The sequence below is a fragment of the Thermobacillus xylanilyticus genome, assembly GCF_907165215.1.
In the GTDB taxonomy this organism is placed as follows: domain Bacteria; phylum Bacillota; class Bacilli; order Paenibacillales; family Paenibacillaceae; genus Thermobacillus; species Thermobacillus xylanilyticus.
Window position 1 is genome coordinate 26,069 of the sequence record NZ_CAJRAY010000095.1, and the last position, 16,120, is coordinate 42,188.

Consider the following 16,120-nt stretch of genomic DNA (forward strand, 5'->3'; position numbering starts at 1 on the left):
TGTCCGGAATGCGGTATCGTGGAGTATGCGACTGGAGTGAACGGAGCGATGCGAAAGATGGAGACGGATTCGAAGATGAAGCGGCAGGGAGCGGGGCTGCTCGTTGTCCTGGCGGTCCTGCTGGTCACGGCCGCCGCGGGTTTTCTGGCCGGGAGATGGTGGATGATGGAGCGGTATCCGATGCTGAAGGATCCCGCTTTTGCCAATCTGGACTATACCTACCGGGAAATCATGAGCGATTACTTGTACGGCGCCGATTCTTCCGAGCTGATTCACGGAGCGGCGAAGGGGATGGCGGCGTCGCTGCGGGACCCCTACTCGGCCTATTATGCCGGGGAAGAGGGCAAGGAGTATGTGCAGCGGTACGACGACCATATCGTCGGGATCGGCGTCGAGATCCGCGAGGAAGACGGCGAGTTCGTCGTCACGTCGGCCTACAAGGGCGCGCCGGCGGATGAGGCCGGCATCCGCAAGGACGATGTCATCGTCGCCGTGGACGGCGTGTCCATGAAGGGCAAGACGATGCAGGAGCTCGTCAGCCGGACGCGCGGCGAAGTCGGCACGAAGGTGACGATCACCATCAGGCGCGACGGCCTGACGGAGCCGTTCGACGTGACGCTCGTGCGGGAAGAGATTCCGGTGACGACGGTCTACGCGGAGATGCTGGATGACGGCATCGGCAAAGTGCAGATTACGCGGTTCGCGGAAGGCACCGGCAAAGAGTTCGGGAAAGCGGTCGACGAGCTGCTCGCGCAAGGCATGAGAGGGCTCCTGCTCGATCTCCGCTCCAATCCGGGCGGACTGCTCAGCTCGACCCTTGAAGTGGCCAGCCGGCTCATTCCGAAGGACAAGGTCATCCTCGAAGTGGTGTACAAGGACGAGAAGCGGCGGATCACCTATACCTCGACGCAGAGCAAAGCGTGGGATAAGCCGATCACCGTGCTCATCGACGAGAGCTCGGCCAGCTCGGCCGAGGTGCTGGCCGCGGCGCTGCGCGATTCGGCCGGAGCGAAGCTCGTCGGCATGAAGACGTTCGGCAAGGGCGTCGTGCAGACGTTCCGCCCCCTCAAGGACGGATCGGTGCTGAAGCTGACGGAGTCGGAATGGGTGACCCCGAGCGGCGGCAGAATCAACAAGGTCGGCATCGAGCCGCATGTCGAGGTCGGGCTTCCGGAATACGCCTCGCTGCCGGTGCTGCCGACGGACGAAGTGCTCAAGGTAGGTTCGCTCGGCCAGGACGTGCGGACGGCGGAACTGATGCTGGAAGCGGTCGGCTACGATCCGGGCGAGCCCGAAGGGATCTACGACGAGCGGACGGCCGCGGCGGTCGAGCGGTTCCAGCGTGACGAGCGGCTGACGCCGACGGGCACGATCAGCGGACGCACGGCGTTCAAACTGATGGACCGGCTGCGGACGAAGCTGAAGGAAGAAGACCCGCAGCTCAAGGAAGCGGTGCGCACGCTGCGCGGGATGATCGAGGGCAAGTAATTTCTGCAGCCCATCCGCCGGCCGGGGCGCGGATCATTCCCCGAACAAATTCGCTTCCTTCACCCAGCGCGTGCCTTGCGGCGTCACGACCATGATCCAGTCGTTCCACCGCTCCAGCGCCGTCGCCGACGGCGCGTCGAGCGGCTGCGGGGCCGGCGCCGCATCGAGCGGCGACAAATACTGCGCCATGTCCGGCGCCAGCCGCACCGGGATGCCGCCGAGCGGCTCGAACGTGCCGGACGGCGAGCGGCCGGCCCAGGCCCAGCGCGGGCCGGCTTCCGTCGCGATCTCCGCCCAGCCGCCTTTCGTGCGGAGCAGCTTGTAGCGCCCCGGATAGAGCGTCCCGAGCTTCGCCGACCGATGGTCCGGCCAGCGGTAAGCCGGCTGCTCGGCCGTCAGCCGGATCTCGCCGGACGCGTAGGCGGCGGTCTGGCGCGCCAGCCACAGATTGTACGCTTCCCCGGCGAGCATCCAGCCCGTATCGCGATGCCGCGGCCAGATCCGCTCCCATTCGGAGAGCGGCACGTTCGTCTCGCCGGCCGGGCGGCCGAGTTCGGCCGTAAGCCCCGGACGGCCGAACGACTGGATGAACCAGTCCGTGTATCCGCCGCCGGAAGGGTTGGCGGCGGGCTGGACGAGCCGGTAGCCCGTCATCCCGGCATACCGGGTCGCGATGGCGCGGTCGCGGGCGACATGCTCCGGTTTCGTATGGAAATGCCAGTAGACGATCTCGCCGGACGAATGATACGCGACGGCGATCTCCGGATTCGTCTCCTTCGTCGCTTCCGCCATCGCCTGCGCTTCCTTCGCCGCAAGCGGTTCCTTGCCTCTGTAATTCATGTAATAAGGCCCGGATCCCGGCTGGTTGATATTCTCCCAATCCGCCGGGTACTGCCGGTTCAGGTCGATCCCCTTCGCATTCGCTTTCCACCTTTTGAAGTTGCTGCTTCCGCCGTTCATGGCAATGAGATCCGCGCGGGCCTCTTCCGGAAAAGCCGACAGCCCGAACTGCTGCAGGGTGACGCCGTCGGGATTGACCATCGGCACGAACCGGAACGTGACGCGGTGCAGCAAGTCGCGGACCGGCGCGCCGTTCCACGTTTCGTTCCGTACATACGCCTGCGCGTAATGATCCAGCATGGACATGATCAGAATGGTGGTGATCCATTCGCGGGCATGGTGGGAGCCGTTCAGCATGACGTACGCGTCGCCGAGACCGAGATCGGCCGCCCAGATATCGCGTCCGTATTCGCTCTCGCCGATGGCATGCAGACGGATCAGTCCGGGATAGGTCTCCTCCAGCTGCTTCAGATCGCGCACCATGATGTCATACGAATACACTTGCTTCGGATTGACGACGCCGGCGGCCGGCCGCGATGCCGAGGCCGATGCAGGTTCCGCAGCCGCTGCAGGCAAAGCCGAAATCAACACGACAGACAATAAGACAAGTCCCCAATAACGCAGCAATGCCGAAGAACCCCGTTTCGTCGAAAGTTGAAGTCAGAAGAGCGCGGCGCGCTCTCCGGATTGACCTCAATTCGACGTCAAACGGCGAAATCCTTCGGCATCATGCCATTTCGTGCCGGCAATATTACACACTGCAGCGATAAAGTTACTGCGCTGTCAGGATCTCCGGTCCGTCCGCCGTGATGGCGACGACATGCTCGTACTGGGCCGCCCGTTTGCCGTCCAGCGTGCGCGCGGTCCAGCCGTCCTCGTCGATCGTCATGAAATAGGTGCCCTCCGTAAGCATCGGCTCGATGGTGAACACCATGCCTTCTTTCAGGCGCAGCCCCTTGCCCGGTTTGCCCACGTGCATGTAGCCCGGCTCTTCATGCAGGCTGCGGCCGATGCCGTGGGCCAGCAGATCGCGCACGACGCCGTAGCCGTTCCGCTCGGCATGCGTCTGGATGGCGTGGGCGATGTCGCCGAGCCGGTTGCCGACCTTCGCCTGTGCAATGCCGAGCTCCAGGCATTCGCGCGTCACCCGCATGAGCCGCTCGGCTTCGGGCGAGACGCGGCCGACGGCGTAAGTCCACGCCGAATCGCCCAGCCAGCCGTCCAGCTCCGCGACCGTGTCGATTGTGACAATGTCGCCTTCCTTCAGCGGCTCATCGTTCGGAAAACCGTGCGCGATCACGTCGTTGACAGAGGCGCACGTGGCGTAAGGGTATCCCTTGTAGCCGATCTGGTAAGGTCTTGCGCCATGCTCCGCCATGATCGATTCGACGAGCCTGTCGATCTCCATCGTCGTCACGCCGGGCTTGATCATGCGCGCGATTTGGCGATGGCATTCGGCCACCACCTGTCCCGCCCGGCGCATCGCCTCGATATCGCGTCTGCTTTTCAGTTCGATCATCGTCGTTCTTCCTTTCTCTGCTTGACGTGGGATCGGTCTTGCATTGCTGTCTCGTCCGGTATCGCCGATTGACGATCGCCTTTTCATGAACACTCTATCACAAATGGCCGTCCGATGTGCATTCTTTCACCAAGTAAGTTCAAAACTTGACCGGTCCGGCAAGAAGTTATGATCGGGGTATCGATCTTGCATTCTTGTTATGTCAGCCCATCCCCCCCGGCGCTACAATGGAATCAGAACCGCTAAGATGCGGCTTGCATCAACGACTTGCGGTACGAATACTGAAAAGGGGGATGTCGCTCATGGCCTTTTGGGGATCGTACCGAATCCAGAAGCAGCATGCCGGCACCCGGACGAAAAGCGGGGACGCGGCAGGCGGGAAGGCGGTCAGCGATATTTGGAACCGGCATGTGGCGGAATCGGACGGCAGCAGGCTGCTCCGTCCCGAGGATATCGGCGTGCTGGCCGCCATGGGATACCGCGCCGTGCAATTCGAACTGCTGTGGCCCGCAGTCTTGCAGATCGACGGAACGCCGAATGAAGACGGCATCAAACGCTGCCTCGGGCTGATCGAAACGATCCGTCAATACGGCATGACGCCGATCATCGCCGCCTGCCGCTGGGAGCGGCCGCTGTGGGTGCGGCTCGATGGCGGCTGGGTGAATGTGAAATCGGAAGAACGTTACCAGACCTATATCGACAACCTGCACAGCCACTTCGGAAAAGTCGCGGTCATCCGGAACCGGCCGCATGAACCGTGGGACGCGGCTGCCAGGGAGCTGAAGTGGCTGCGCGCATTCGGCCGGAATCCGGTCGAGGCGATGGCAAGCCGGTACCGGATCGATAGCGCCGGCGGCAGCCTTGCCTATCCGTCCTGATCCCCTTGAACGCCAAACGGCTTCGCATTTGATGCGAAGCCGGTTTCTTGTTGCGTGCTTCACGGCCCGCCTGCTTCATGCTCCGGCAACTCGGGCAGCAACGCATCCAGATCCCGGAGCGGCACGGCGAGTCCGACCTGTTTCTTTCCGCCCTGATCCATGATTTCACCCGCGGCGTAGATGACGGCGATGGCGCGGCCATGCTCGTTGATGACCGGGCTGCCGCTGCTCCCCTTGTGCACCGGCGCGTCGATCGCCATAACCGGTTGGCTTCGGCCCTGAATCGGCAGCATGCCCAGCACTTTGCCTTCGCTTGCGATCTGCTTGAGATCCAGCGGATTGCCGATCACATAGACGTGCGCGCCGGGTTCCCAATCGTGTTCCCGCTCGATTTCAATCGCCGGCAGCCGCTTTCCCCCGCTGTCCACCTGCAGGACGGCAAGATCCAAATCCGGGTCAAATCGGACGACGTCCGCCGCAAATCTTGCGTTTTCCCCGGGAAATTCAACGATGAAATAAGCGGCGTCTTCGATCACGTGATAGTTGGTGACAATGTACCCGTCCGAAACATGGAACCCTGATCCTTTGCCTTTGTCCGTGGCGACCAGGACAACGGCTTTCTTGTAGTGCCGGACTTCCTCGCGGCCGGACAGTTCCCTGGATTTGAACAGAAGCGGCAGCGTCTGCATGTTGTAGATTTGGGGCCAAAACGCCAGGATGTTGCCGATCAAGGCGGCAACGAGCAGCCCGATGACGGCGTTCCTGAACCATTTGCGCCTTGCGGGCGGCTCATCATCCATGTCCGCATCAAGATCATCATCGGGATCATCATTGTGATCCGTGTACGGCTCATCCGTCCCGTGAATCGGCTCTATCCCGCCGCCCGGCTCATGGGTCCCGCCGAGCCGCTCATGAACGGAGCCTTGCTCCGGCTCCGGCTCATGCGGCGGTTGATTTCCGTTGTCGTTGTTGCCCTTAAGCAAGCCGGTTCCTCCTCAATCCCCGAACCTCATTCCGCCCGGTCCCGGTATTCCTGCGGCGTGAGACCGGAATATTCCTTGAACAATTTGATGAAATAATGCGCATTGGAATAGCCGAGCATGGTGGTGATCTCGTAAATTTTCAGGCGGGTGTTGCGAAGCAGATGCGTGGCCTGTTCCATCTTTCTGCGATAGATGGCATCGCTGATATTCTGTCCCGTCTCCTGTTTGTACACTTTGGACAAATAGACGGGGTGAAGCGACACGTGATGCGCGATCGATTGCAGCGTTGCCGATTCCAGGTTGGCGTCAATGTATTCGTGCACCTGCCGGACGAGCTGTCTGCGCGTATTGTTCATCTCGGCTTCCAGTTCGCTCCGGATGCGGGTTGCCAATTGCGCGGCCCATTCTTTCAACTCCGCCGCATCCGGCGGCGGCTCCCGGTCGGCCAGATCGGCGCCCGCCAGATCGGACAGCATCTTGCCGTTCTTGTGCGCGATATAGAAGCACGCGGCGAGCAGCTGGCTGTGAATCTCGCGGAGATGTTCAGCGGTGTCGATGCGTTTTGCGGACAGTTCCGCGAACACCGCTTCGAGCTTCTCCATCGCGTTCTCCCACTGGTCGGATTCGAACAGCTGCATGAAAGACGGAGGCTCGTACAACCGGGTCAAGACGGCGACGTCCGCGGGCGCGTCATCGCGGTCCATCGTCATGAAGAAGCCGTGTTCGCTTCCGATATAACGGCGAAGCAGGCCGAGCGACGACTGGTACAGTCCGGGGAGGTCGTCCGGCAGGATGCCCGTCCGGCTGATGACGACCGAGACGCGTCCGCGCAAATATTGCTCGACGTTGCGCTGCAGCTCTTCCGCCAGCAAGGTGATCCTGGCGCAGGATTCGCCGTCCGGGTCTCCGTCCGCTCCGCCCGCCGGCTTCACCGCGTACACGAGATGGCCGAGCTCGTCCTTGCAGTTCCACAGCGCGAATTCATCGGCGTACAGCTCGCGGGCGATATTGTCGATCGCGTATTCGAACAGGAACATATCGTCCGCCGAGAACGAATGAAACCCCTCCAGCCGCATCGTCATCAGCGCGACCCGGCAGCCCGCCTCGAACGGAAGCTGGAACTTCGCAAGCTGCGAAACGAGCCGGTCGGGGGATATTTTTTTGCCCTGGATCAGGTCGCGGAGCAGATTGTTGCGGAGAAGCGGCAGATGCTCCTCGAAAATGCTGACCGCCCGCTCGTACGACGCGATTTCCTGCCATTCCCGGCGGATCGTCCGGATGACGTGCTCCAGCTTCCGCATGAACGCCTCGTCGCTGATCGGCTTCGTCAAATAGTCCGACACGCCGATCTCCAGCGCCTGCTGCGCATAGCCGAACTCCGCGTAACCGGACAGCAGGATCACCTTCGTCTGCTTCCATTTCTTCCGGATGACGGCAGCCAGCTCCAGGCCGGACATGCCGGGCATCGTGATGTCCGTCACGACGATGTCGATCGGCCTTCGGCCGAGGATGTCGAGCGCCTCCGCTCCGGAGTACGCCTTGAACACCGCCTCGATGCCCAGCCTGTCCCAATCGATCGTCAAGGCCAGGTCGTCCACCGCGAACGGTTCGTCATCGACAAGCAGGATCTTCATGCCGCGGACACCTCCTGTTCCCGGAATTGGCAGCGCAGGGTGACCGTCGTTCCCTCTCCAGCCTCCGAGTCCACCTCGAGCACCGCGCCCGGACCGAATTTCCGGAGGAAGCGCTGCTGCACGTTCCAGACGCCGCAGCCCGATTCGGCAGATTTCGGCCCCCGGAGCTGGCCGCGCAGCTTCGCAAGCGCCTCGGGCGTCATGCCGACGCCGTCGTCTTCGACCGTCAGCACGAACCCGTCCCCGAGCCTCTTGCCGGTGATCCGGATCGTGCCCCTTCCCGGCTTCGGCTCGATGCCGTGCATGACGGCGTTCTCGACGAGCGGCTGCAGGAGCAGCCTCGGAATGCGCAGGTCCATCAGCTCTTCGGAAACCTCCGTCACATAATCGATGCGCGGCTTGCGCAGGTTCAGGATCGACACATAATTGCGGATCAGGTCGAGCTCGCTCCGCAGCGGGACCATGTCCTGCTCCGTCCGGGTCATGTAGCGGTAATATTCGCCGAGGCTGAGCGCCATCGCCTCGACCGACTCGGTATCGCCGATCCGCGCCTTGCTCTTGATGAAGAACAGGCAGTTGTACAGGAAATGCGGATTGATCTGCGACTGCAGCTGCTTGAACTCCGCTTCCTTCGCGCGCAGCTGCTCGGTCAGCACCTTGTCGATCAGATCGCCGACCCGCTTCGCCATCTCGTTGAATCCTTCCGTCAGCAGACGGAATTCCCGCGCGGGCTCGAAGCCGATGCGCACGCCGTAATCGCCTTCCCTGAAGCGGGCCAGGCTGGTGACGAGCTTCCGGATCGGAAGCTGCACGTTCCGGTACAGTTCGAACGCGAACGCCACGCCGAGGCACAGCAGGGCGGCCGTCGCACCCGCGAACAGCGTCGTGCTCTTGCGGATGGGCTGCAGGATGCGTTCAAGCGGGGTGAATTCGATCAGCACCCAGCCGTCGAGCACGGTCGGCAGCGCGTTCAGCAGATAGGACATGCCGTTCGCTTCCGTCACCATCGTCAGACTGTCGCCGATTTCTTTTCCCCAGAGCTGGCCGGCCATCCGGATCGCCGTCACGCTGTCCATATTGTAATCGAAGATGAAACGTCCCGACGGATGATACAGGTACGGCCGGCTGTTGCTTTCGTAGGAGGCAAGCAGCTTGCGGATGTTCTCGGAGGAAAAGGACAGCACCACGCTCACATCGCCGCCGGCCTCCCGGTCCCGGACATAGAGGATGAACTCGCCGGTCAGCTGATCGAACGTCCATCGGTCCGGCTGCAGCTCGTTGAAATCGTATTCAACTTTGAGCGCCCGAATCGGGTCCGAGGACAGGACGTCGCCCGTCTCCGGATAATAGACCGTCAGGGTATTCGTCCATGCGCTGGCGGTGCTCTGCAGCTTCAATTTTTCCAATATCGTCATCTTCAGCCGGTTCCGGTCCACCAGATGTTCAATGGACGGCAGGATGGCGTAATCGCGCACGCTCTGGTCCTGCAGCAGGTTGTAGGCGTTCAGGGTCAGCTGGTCGATGTCGTTCTCGAGCATGTCGGCCAGGAACTTCAACTGGTTGAGACGCGAAGTCTCCAGCTCTTGCTGCACGGTGTCGATGGATGTGGCCACCGTATAGCCGTAGAGGCCCGCGATGGCGAGCAGCAGCAAGGCCAGAAACGTCACCATTTTGGTAAAAAGACTCCACTTCCGCGTCACGTCCGAAGTCCCCCCTGGGCGCTGTCTCTCCCATAGGTCCAGTGTACACAAAAAACGGGTCTGCCGTCGCGTCCGCCGAGCATTTTCTGCGGCAATCCGCTAAAATGGAGACAGACAAGGCTTGGGGAGGAATGGCGCTTGCTTCGGATGCGGACGACTCGCCTGCCTGCCGCGCTGCTGCTGCTTGTGCTCGTCTCGGCCTGCTCTATGCCGGGCGCCGCCGGGAAGCCGGAAGAGCCGGCCGCGGATGACGGCGGGCAGCCTTACGTCATGACGACCGTCGGCGCCATTACGCCGGACATGGTGTTCAAGTACGGTGAGACGCTCGAAAACAACGTGCACACGCGATGGGCCGAACAGCGGCTCGGCATCCGGATCCAGTATTTGTGGACCGTGCCGTCCAGCCTGTTCGACACCAAGCTGCGGCTCGAAATGACGGCCAAGCGGAACGTGCCGGACGTCGTGGCGACGCGCAGCGGGATTATTCAAGAGTTGATCGATTCCGGGGAGTTCCGGGAAGTCGGCACGCTGTTCGACGCCTACGCCTCCGAGACGTGGAAGAAGGCGATGAACGAGAACGCCGATGTCTGGGAAGCGTTCACGCGGGACGGCCGAAGGTACGCGATCCCGATTCTCGATTACGAATATCATTCCGATCCGGTGCTGTGGATCCGGACGGACTGGCTCCGGCAGCTCGGCCTGGAACCGCCGGCGACGCTCGACGAGCTCGAGATGGTGATGCGCGCCTTCACCTTCGGCGATCCCGACGGCAACGGCCGCCATGATACGGCGGCGCTGGCGGTCGCACTCGGTTCCGGCGTCAGCACGCAGGTGGGCGATGCCAGCTGGGTGTTCGGCATGTACGGAACGGTGCCCGCCCAATGGAATGCCGGCGAGGACGGACGGCTGATCTACGGATCGATCCATCCGGGGGCGAAGGAGGCGCTCGCCGTCTTGCGCGAATGGCTTCGCCAGGGGCTCATTCCGGGCGAGGCGGAGCTGATGGACGGCACCGCCGCCCAGGAAGCGTTCATCCAGGGCAAGGTCGGCATGATCGCCGGCCCGCATTGGATGGTCTATTGGCCGTTCGGCGACATGACGGGCGCCGAGTTCCGCGCGATTCCGCTGCCCGCCGGGCCGGACGGGCATGTCGCGCGGCGCGGATCGCTGCCGCGCAACGGCGCCGTCCTGATCAGCAACAAGATGGAGAAGCCCGAGTACTTCTTCAAGTACCAGAACTTTCTGTTCGACACTTACGCACTGCGCGAGGGCGAGCTCAAGTACGGCCTGGCGGAAAACTACGACTGGTCGTATCACGAAGGGCGCCCGTCGACGGATCCGCGGCGGGTTCCGGGCGGATACGTGCGCGTGGCGAATTATACGCTCACGTTCGACGGCGCCCGGATTCCGTCGAGGTGGCGGGCGGAAGGCCAGCCGAATACGGTGGAAGTGCTGCTGTCCCAGAAGGACAGCTCCTGGATCGACCAGTACCAGGGCGCGCCGACGCCGACGCAGCGCGAGAAGGGCGATGTGTTGCGGAAGCTGGAGGAAGAGACGTTCAACCAGATCATCTACGGCCGGCTGCCGCTCGAGGCGTTCGACGATTTCGTGAACCGCTGGCTCGACCTCGGCGGCCGGCAGATAACGGAGGAAGTGAACGCCTGGCGGGCCTTCAGGCGGTCGTGATCGTACGGTGAGCGTTCTCACGCGAAACAGAAGCAGAAATTGCGTTTATTTTCGGCGCGATGCGCCGCCGGCGAGGAGGCAAACCATGGGCTACAATATCCGCGGGCTGCTGCGGCAGATCGAGATTTTCAAGGAACTGACGGAAGACGAGATGGATCAGCTGGCTTCGATCGCCGTGCGCCGATCGTTCGGCAAGAAGGAGATCATTTTCACGGAAGGCACCGAAGTCGAGGCGATCTATTTCGTCAGCAGCGGCCTGGTTAAGACGTTCAAGACGGACGAGTCCGGCCGGGAGCGGATCGTCTCCATTCTGCGGGAAGGCGAGATGTTTCCGCATACCGTGCTGTTCAGCGGTCAGCCGTATCCTGCCTCGGCCGAGACGATCGTGCCGTCCGTGCTGATCGCGCTGCCGGCGCGGCCGTTCGAGTTTTTCCTGGAACAACATTCCGCTCCGGCCATCCGGATCATTCGCGATATGAGCAATAAGATCATGGTGTTGCAGAAGCGGCTGCAGGAAGCGGGCACCTTCGACGCCCATGACCGCGGGCTACGGTTCCTGGCCGATCTGGCGGAGCATTGCGGCGAGCGGCGCGGCGAGGCGATTTACATCCGGCTGCCGCTGACGCATCAGGACATCGCCAGCGCCATCGGCACCTCCCGCGAGACGGTGAGCCGGCTGCTGAACCGGCTCAAGCGGGAAGGCATCCTCGAAGCCGGCCGGTCCGGCATCGTGATCCGCGACCCGGAGGCGCTCCGGCGGGAGATGGGCGAGGCGGCTTCGACCGATGGGTAAGCCGCGGCCGGACCGCATTCAGGATTCCGGCTTGCCGCCGCGGCGAAACGCCCCCGGCGTCATCCCCGTCAGCGCCTTGAACACCCGGTGAAAATGAGGCAGACTGTCGAACCCGCACCGCTCGGCGACCGCCCCCACGCTGCTGTCCGTTCCCCTCAGCAATTCCTTCGCCATCAGAATCCGCTTCGCATTCACGAAATCTGTCACATTCATGCCCGTATGCTGCTTGAACACGCGGGCGAAGTGGGCGGCCGACACGCCCGCCCGGGCCGCGAGCTCCGACAGGCTGCCCGCGGCTTCCGGCTTGGCGTCGATCGTGCGCAGCGCCTCCCGCAGCCAGGCCGGGCCGATGCCGCTGCCGGGGGCGCCGTCGCGTTCCGGCAGCAGATGCCGGTTCAGCAAGAGCAGCAGCCGGCAGAGCGCGAGCCGGACCGCCTCGCGGTAGCCGGGGCGGGCGGCGGTCAGCTCCTCGTGAATTTCCTCCAGCAGCGCCTCGATCTGCGCCTTCAGCGGCTCCGGCGGCACCAGCCGGCAGCGCCGGGCCCGGCGCGCCTCTTCAAAGCAGCCCAGCGGCGCATAGGACCCGTCCGGCACGGCGGCTTCCGCGAAGGCCGGCGCGAAGAAAACCGCCGTGGATACGATCGGATCGGCGGCGTCGGGGAAAGCGCGGTGGATCGTGCCCCCGGGAATGAGGAACAGGTCGCCCGACGCCTTCTCGTACAGCGTATCGTCGATGAAAAAGGTGCCGCGTCCGCTGTGGACGTAGACGATCTCGCAACGGTCGTGCAGATGGTCGGGCAGTTCGAACTGCGGGTATTTCGTCGCGCGGTGCACCATTTCGAACGGAAAAGACGGATCGCCGAAGAACGGCTTGCGGAACGGCTTCATGCGCACTCCCCCTCATCGCTTGCCCCCAGAATATCAAAATCGGATACAATCATGCAATTTCAGACTATACCATGACCTGATCCGCGGGGGATACAATGGGGGTGAAAACGCCTGAGCGAAGGGGATATCCGAAAAAACTGAGCGACGGGGATATGGAGCAAAAGGCGTGAGCGCGAGGGTGGAGGTGCCGGGAATGCGGGCTTTGAATCGGGAAACAGCGAACGAAGTCGCGGGTGTGGATGTGCAAACCGGCGGTCTGGTGAAGGTGCTGCAGATCGGCGAGGGCAATTTTCTGCGGGCGTTCGTCGACTGGATGCTGCACGTCAGCCGGTCGAAAGGATTGTTCGACGGCACGGTCGCCGTCGTCCAGCCGCGCCCGACGGGCAGGGCGAAGATCGAACAGCTCGCGGCGCAGGACGGGCTGTTCACGGTGGTGACGCGCGGCCTCGAGGGCGGCAAGCCGGTCGAGCGGCGGGAGATCGTCACGGTGATCGCGCAAGCGTTTGACCCTTATGCGGAATGGGAGCGCTTCATCGCGCTGGCGCGCGAGCCGGAGCTGCGTTTCATCGTCTCGAACACGACGGAAGCGGGGCTCCGTTACGAACCCGAGCCGCTCGGCGAAGGGCCGATCCCCTCGTTCCCGGGCAAGGCGGCCCGCCTGCTCTACGAGCGATGGCGGGTGTTCGGCGGCGATCCGCGGCGCGGCCTCATCCTGCTGCCCTGCGAACTGACCGAACGGAACGGCGACGTGCTGCGGGACGCCGTGCTGCGCCATGCGGCCGACTGGGGATGGCCGGAAGCGTTCCGCGAGTGGGTTGCGCAACATAACCGGTTCCTCAACACGCTGGTGGACCGGATCGTGACCGGTTATCCGGAAGCGGAGCAGGCGGAAAGCTGGTTCGCGGATTGGGGATACCGGGATGCGATGCTGACGACCGCCGAACCGTACCACCTGTGGGCGATCGAAGGCGAGCCGGAGCTGGATGACGAGCTGGGCCTCAGGAAGGCGGGCCTCAACGTCCATTACACCGGCGATCTCGCCGCCTTCCGCGAGCGGAAAGTGCGCATTCTGAACGGCGCGCACACGTGGATGGCGCCCATCGGGCTGCTGCACGGCATCGGGACGGTGCGGGAGGCGCTCGAACATCCCGCGCTCGGTCCGGCGGTGCGCGAAGCGGTGTACGGCGAGATTCTGCCGGCGATGGCGGATGCGGACGGGGCCTTGCGCGCTTATGCCGATTCGGTGTTCGAGCGGTTCGCCAATCCGTACATCCGCCACCGGCTGTCGGATATCGCGATGAACAGCCTGAGCAAGTTCAGGGTGCGGCTGCTGCCGTCGCTCGCCTGGTACGCGGAGCGCGGCGGGCGGATTCCGCCGCGGCTCGCGGAAGGGCTGGCCGGACTGCTGCGCTATGCCCGCGTGCGCCCGGACGGCAGCGGCGGCTATGTGTCGCATGCGTTGGACGGTACGCCCATCGCGGTGCGGGACGACGCCGGTTTGCTTGCGATCGCGGCGGACCATTGGCGGGAAGCGGAACGAGGCGAAGGAACCTCCGGCGCGGTGCGCCGGCTGCTGGCGGATGAGCGGCTGTGGGGATGCGACATGTCCCGCTGGCCGGGCCTGGCGGAGACGGTTGCCGCCATCATCGAGAACTGGGAGAGGGGCGTGAAGTCATGAACGGCTGGATCCGGCTGCATCCCGCCGATCATGTCGTGACGGCGCTCCGGCCGTGGGCCGCGGGCGAGACGCTGGAGCCGGAGGACGGCACGCGGCTGGTCTTGAGGGAAGATGTGCCGCGCGGGCACAAGATTTTGACCCGGCCGGTGAAGAAGGACGAGGACGTCCTCAAGTTCGGCTATTCGATCGGCAAGGCGAAGGATGATCTGCCGCCCGGCGTGTGGGTGCACACGCACAACCTGCGCACGGGCCTCGCCGGGCTGCTCGAGTATCGCTACACCCCCGTCCCGCCGGCACCTCCCGCGGAGCCGCTCGCGCAGAAGACGTTCCAGGGGTACGTGCGGGAGAACGGCGAAGCCGGCATCCGCAACGAGCTGTGGATCATCAACACGGTCGGCTGCATCAACAAGATGTGCGAATCGCTCGCCCGGCAAGGCGGCGCGCGGTACGCCGGACTCGTCGACGGTGTCCACCACTTCCCGCACCCCTACGGCTGCTCGCAGCTCGGCGACGACCTCAAGTACACGCAGCGCCTGCTCGCGTCGCTCGTCCATCATCCGAACGCGGCCGGCGTGCTTGTCGTCGGGCTCGGCTGCGAGAACAACCGGCTCGAGCTCTTCCGCGAGGCGATCGGCGAGATCGATCCGCGCCGCATCCGTTTCATGAACGTCCAGGACGAGGAGGACGAGCTGGAGCGCGGGCTCGAGCTGCTCGGCGAGCTGGCCGAATACGCCGCTGCCTTCAAGCGCGAGCCCGTGCCCGTCTCGAAGCTGAAGATCGGGCTGAAATGCGGCGGCTCCGACGGGTTCTCCGGCATCACGGCGAATCCGCTCGTCGGCGCGGCGGCCGACCGGCTCGTCGCCTCGGGTGGCGCGGCGATCCTGACGGAAGTGCCCGAGATGTTCGGCGCGGAGACGATTCTGATGAACCGGGCGCGCGACGAGCGGGTGTTCGGGCGAATCGTGTCGCTGATCAACGATTTCAAGCAATATTTCATCCGCCACGGCCAGGAGATCTACGAGAACCCGTCGCCCGGCAACAAGGACGGCGGCATCACGACCCTCGAGGAAAAATCGCTCGGCTGCACGCAGAAGGGCGGCTTTTCCACCGTCGTCGACGTCATCCCCTACGGCGGGCGGGTGACGAAGCCGGGCCTCAGCCTGCTCGAGGCGCCCGGCAACGACCAGGTGTCGGTGACGGCGCTGGCCGCGGCCGGCGCGCAGATCGTGCTCTTCACGACCGGGCGCGGCACGCCGTTCGGCGGTCCGGTGCCGACGGTGAAAATCTCGACGAACAGCGAGCTGGCCGAGCGGAAGAAGAACTGGATCGACTTCGACGCAGGCCGGCTGCTTGCGGACCGGACGATGCCGCAGCTCACCGCGGAACTGTGGGAGAAGCTGCTCGCCGTCGCTTCCGGGGAGGCGGTCACGCGGAATGAACGCAACGGGTTCCGCGAGATCGCGATCTTCAAGGACGGAGTTGTATTGTAGCGCTTTGCACAAGTGAGTAATATTTACAAAATGCTGAATACTGTGTTAATCGGCAGTTGCCTGTAGAACAATGTAAGGAAACTCAAGCCCCGCTTTTTTTCTTATCTGGCCAGCCAGAATTTCTGGTTGGCCTTATTTTATGGCGGGGGTACGATGGCGGTGGCTTGGGAAAGAGGATTTTTGAATAAGAATCCGTAAAAAACTCCAATAACCGTGTTTGAACTGGTTGAAGACTAGACCTCGCATCAAAATTGAAACTGTGGGATTGAGACCATCGTGAGAGTTTGGCAATACATTCAAGGGGAAAGGATACGCGACCGTGTCGGGTTGGATTTGTCGAAAAGGATAAACATGCCTAAAACCTTCACGAAGCGAAACAAGCGCCATGGCGAGGTCAAAAAGAAAATCAAAGTGACCACTAGAATCGATCTTGACGTTGTATGGCAACCGGTTATTACCATCGTAGTTTGGTTGTATGTTTTAGAGTGAGCGTTTTGCAATAATCCAAGGCCTTGATTTGTAAGGATTTTCGGACATAAAAAA

At 63.0% G+C, this 16,120-nt stretch carries 12 protein-coding genes; 6 read left to right on the forward strand and 6 right to left on the reverse strand.

The genetic code is table 11. The annotated features are described in order from the left end of the window. Positions 1-48 precede the first annotated feature (48 nt). On the forward strand, positions 49-1,488 hold the full coding sequence (locus KJQ12_RS17900) for a S41 family peptidase (protein WP_244860675.1): 1,440 nt from the start codon (positions 49-51) through the stop codon (positions 1,486-1,488). Between the two features lie 33 nt (positions 1,489-1,521). On the opposite strand, the gene KJQ12_RS17905 is transcribed toward KJQ12_RS17900, so the two are convergent. Together KJQ12_RS17905 and map are read right to left on the reverse strand one after the other, a co-directional pair. Further along, a complete protein-coding gene (locus KJQ12_RS17905; RefSeq protein WP_244860676.1) occupies positions 1,522-2,919 on the reverse strand; it encodes a M14 family metallopeptidase in 1,398 nt (465 codons plus the stop codon). A gap of 181 nt (positions 2,920-3,100) precedes the next feature. Next, positions 3,101-3,847, reverse strand: coding sequence for a type I methionyl aminopeptidase (gene map / locus KJQ12_RS17910; RefSeq protein WP_015253597.1), 747 nt, complete (start codon positions 3,845-3,847; stop codon positions 3,101-3,103). 302 nt (positions 3,848-4,149) lie between these two features. Between map and KJQ12_RS17915 the strand changes: the two genes are divergently transcribed. Further along, a complete protein-coding gene (locus tag KJQ12_RS17915) occupies positions 4,150-4,725 on the forward strand; it encodes a family 1 glycosylhydrolase (protein ID WP_213486608.1) in 576 nt (191 codons plus the stop codon). 59 nt (positions 4,726-4,784) lie between these two features. On the opposite strand, the gene KJQ12_RS17920 is transcribed toward KJQ12_RS17915, so the two are convergent. From KJQ12_RS17920 to KJQ12_RS17930, 3 genes are read right to left on the reverse strand one after another with little or no spacing between them, the layout of a single operon-like run. Then, complete coding sequence (locus KJQ12_RS17920; RefSeq protein WP_213486609.1) at positions 4,785-5,708, reverse strand: S1 family peptidase; 924 nt, start codon at positions 5,706-5,708, stop codon at positions 4,785-4,787. Positions 5,709-5,734: 26 nt separating this feature from the next. Next, positions 5,735-7,342 (reverse strand): response regulator, encoded by a 1,608-nt coding sequence (locus KJQ12_RS17925; protein ID WP_213486610.1) that lies wholly within the window; start codon positions 7,340-7,342, stop codon positions 5,735-5,737. Then, a complete protein-coding gene (locus tag KJQ12_RS17930; protein ID WP_213486612.1) occupies positions 7,339-9,042 on the reverse strand; it encodes a sensor histidine kinase in 1,704 nt (567 codons plus the stop codon). The genes KJQ12_RS17925 and KJQ12_RS17930 overlap by 4 nt, the downstream gene beginning before the upstream one ends. 147 nt (positions 9,043-9,189) lie before the next feature. Between KJQ12_RS17930 and KJQ12_RS17935 the strand changes: the two genes are divergently transcribed. Further along, a complete protein-coding gene (locus tag KJQ12_RS17935) occupies positions 9,190-10,728 on the forward strand; it encodes an extracellular solute-binding protein (RefSeq protein WP_244860677.1) in 1,539 nt (512 codons plus the stop codon). Positions 10,729-10,813: 85 nt separating this feature from the next. Then, complete coding sequence (locus tag KJQ12_RS17940) at positions 10,814-11,521, forward strand: Crp/Fnr family transcriptional regulator (protein ID WP_213486617.1); 708 nt, start codon at positions 10,814-10,816, stop codon at positions 11,519-11,521. 18 nt (positions 11,522-11,539) lie between these two features. Here the strand turns inward: KJQ12_RS17940 and KJQ12_RS17945 are convergent, their stop codons facing one another. Continuing rightward, positions 11,540-12,409, reverse strand: coding sequence for an AraC family transcriptional regulator (locus KJQ12_RS17945; protein WP_213486619.1), 870 nt, complete (start codon positions 12,407-12,409; stop codon positions 11,540-11,542). A gap of 193 nt (positions 12,410-12,602) precedes the next feature. On the opposite strand from KJQ12_RS17945, the gene KJQ12_RS17950 reads away from it, so the two are divergent. After that, positions 12,603-14,087: a tagaturonate reductase gene (locus KJQ12_RS17950; RefSeq protein ID WP_213486622.1), complete on the forward strand. Its 1,485-nt coding sequence runs from the start codon at positions 12,603-12,605 to the stop codon at positions 14,085-14,087. Beyond that, positions 14,084-15,577 (forward strand): UxaA family hydrolase, encoded by a 1,494-nt coding sequence (locus KJQ12_RS17955; protein WP_213486625.1) that lies wholly within the window; start codon positions 14,084-14,086, stop codon positions 15,575-15,577. The genes KJQ12_RS17950 and KJQ12_RS17955 overlap by 4 nt, the downstream gene beginning before the upstream one ends. Positions 15,578-16,120: the final 543 nt, after the last annotated feature.

Excerpts from the sequence above, each read along its gene's own strand:
- KJQ12_RS17900 (WP_244860675.1), top strand. The coding sequence starts at position 49 with ATGCGAAAGATGGAGACGGATTCGAAGATGAAGCGGCAGGGAGCGGGG.
- map (WP_015253597.1), bottom strand. The coding sequence starts at position 3,847 with ATGATCGAACTGAAAAGCAGACGCGATATCGAGGCGATGCGCCGGGCG.
- KJQ12_RS17915 (WP_213486608.1), top strand. The coding sequence starts at position 4,150 with ATGGCCTTTTGGGGATCGTACCGAATCCAGAAGCAGCATGCCGGCACC.
- KJQ12_RS17925 (WP_213486610.1), bottom strand. The coding sequence starts at position 7,342 with ATGAAGATCCTGCTTGTCGATGACGAACCGTTCGCGGTGGACGACCTG.
- KJQ12_RS17935 (WP_244860677.1), top strand. The coding sequence starts at position 9,190 with ATGCGGACGACTCGCCTGCCTGCCGCGCTGCTGCTGCTTGTGCTCGTC.
- KJQ12_RS17940 (WP_213486617.1), top strand. The coding sequence starts at position 10,814 with ATGGGCTACAATATCCGCGGGCTGCTGCGGCAGATCGAGATTTTCAAG.
- KJQ12_RS17945 (WP_213486619.1), bottom strand. The coding sequence starts at position 12,409 with ATGAAGCCGTTCCGCAAGCCGTTCTTCGGCGATCCGTCTTTTCCGTTC.
- KJQ12_RS17950 (WP_213486622.1), top strand. The coding sequence starts at position 12,603 with ATGCGGGCTTTGAATCGGGAAACAGCGAACGAAGTCGCGGGTGTGGAT.
- KJQ12_RS17955 (WP_213486625.1), top strand. The coding sequence starts at position 14,084 with ATGAACGGCTGGATCCGGCTGCATCCCGCCGATCATGTCGTGACGGCG.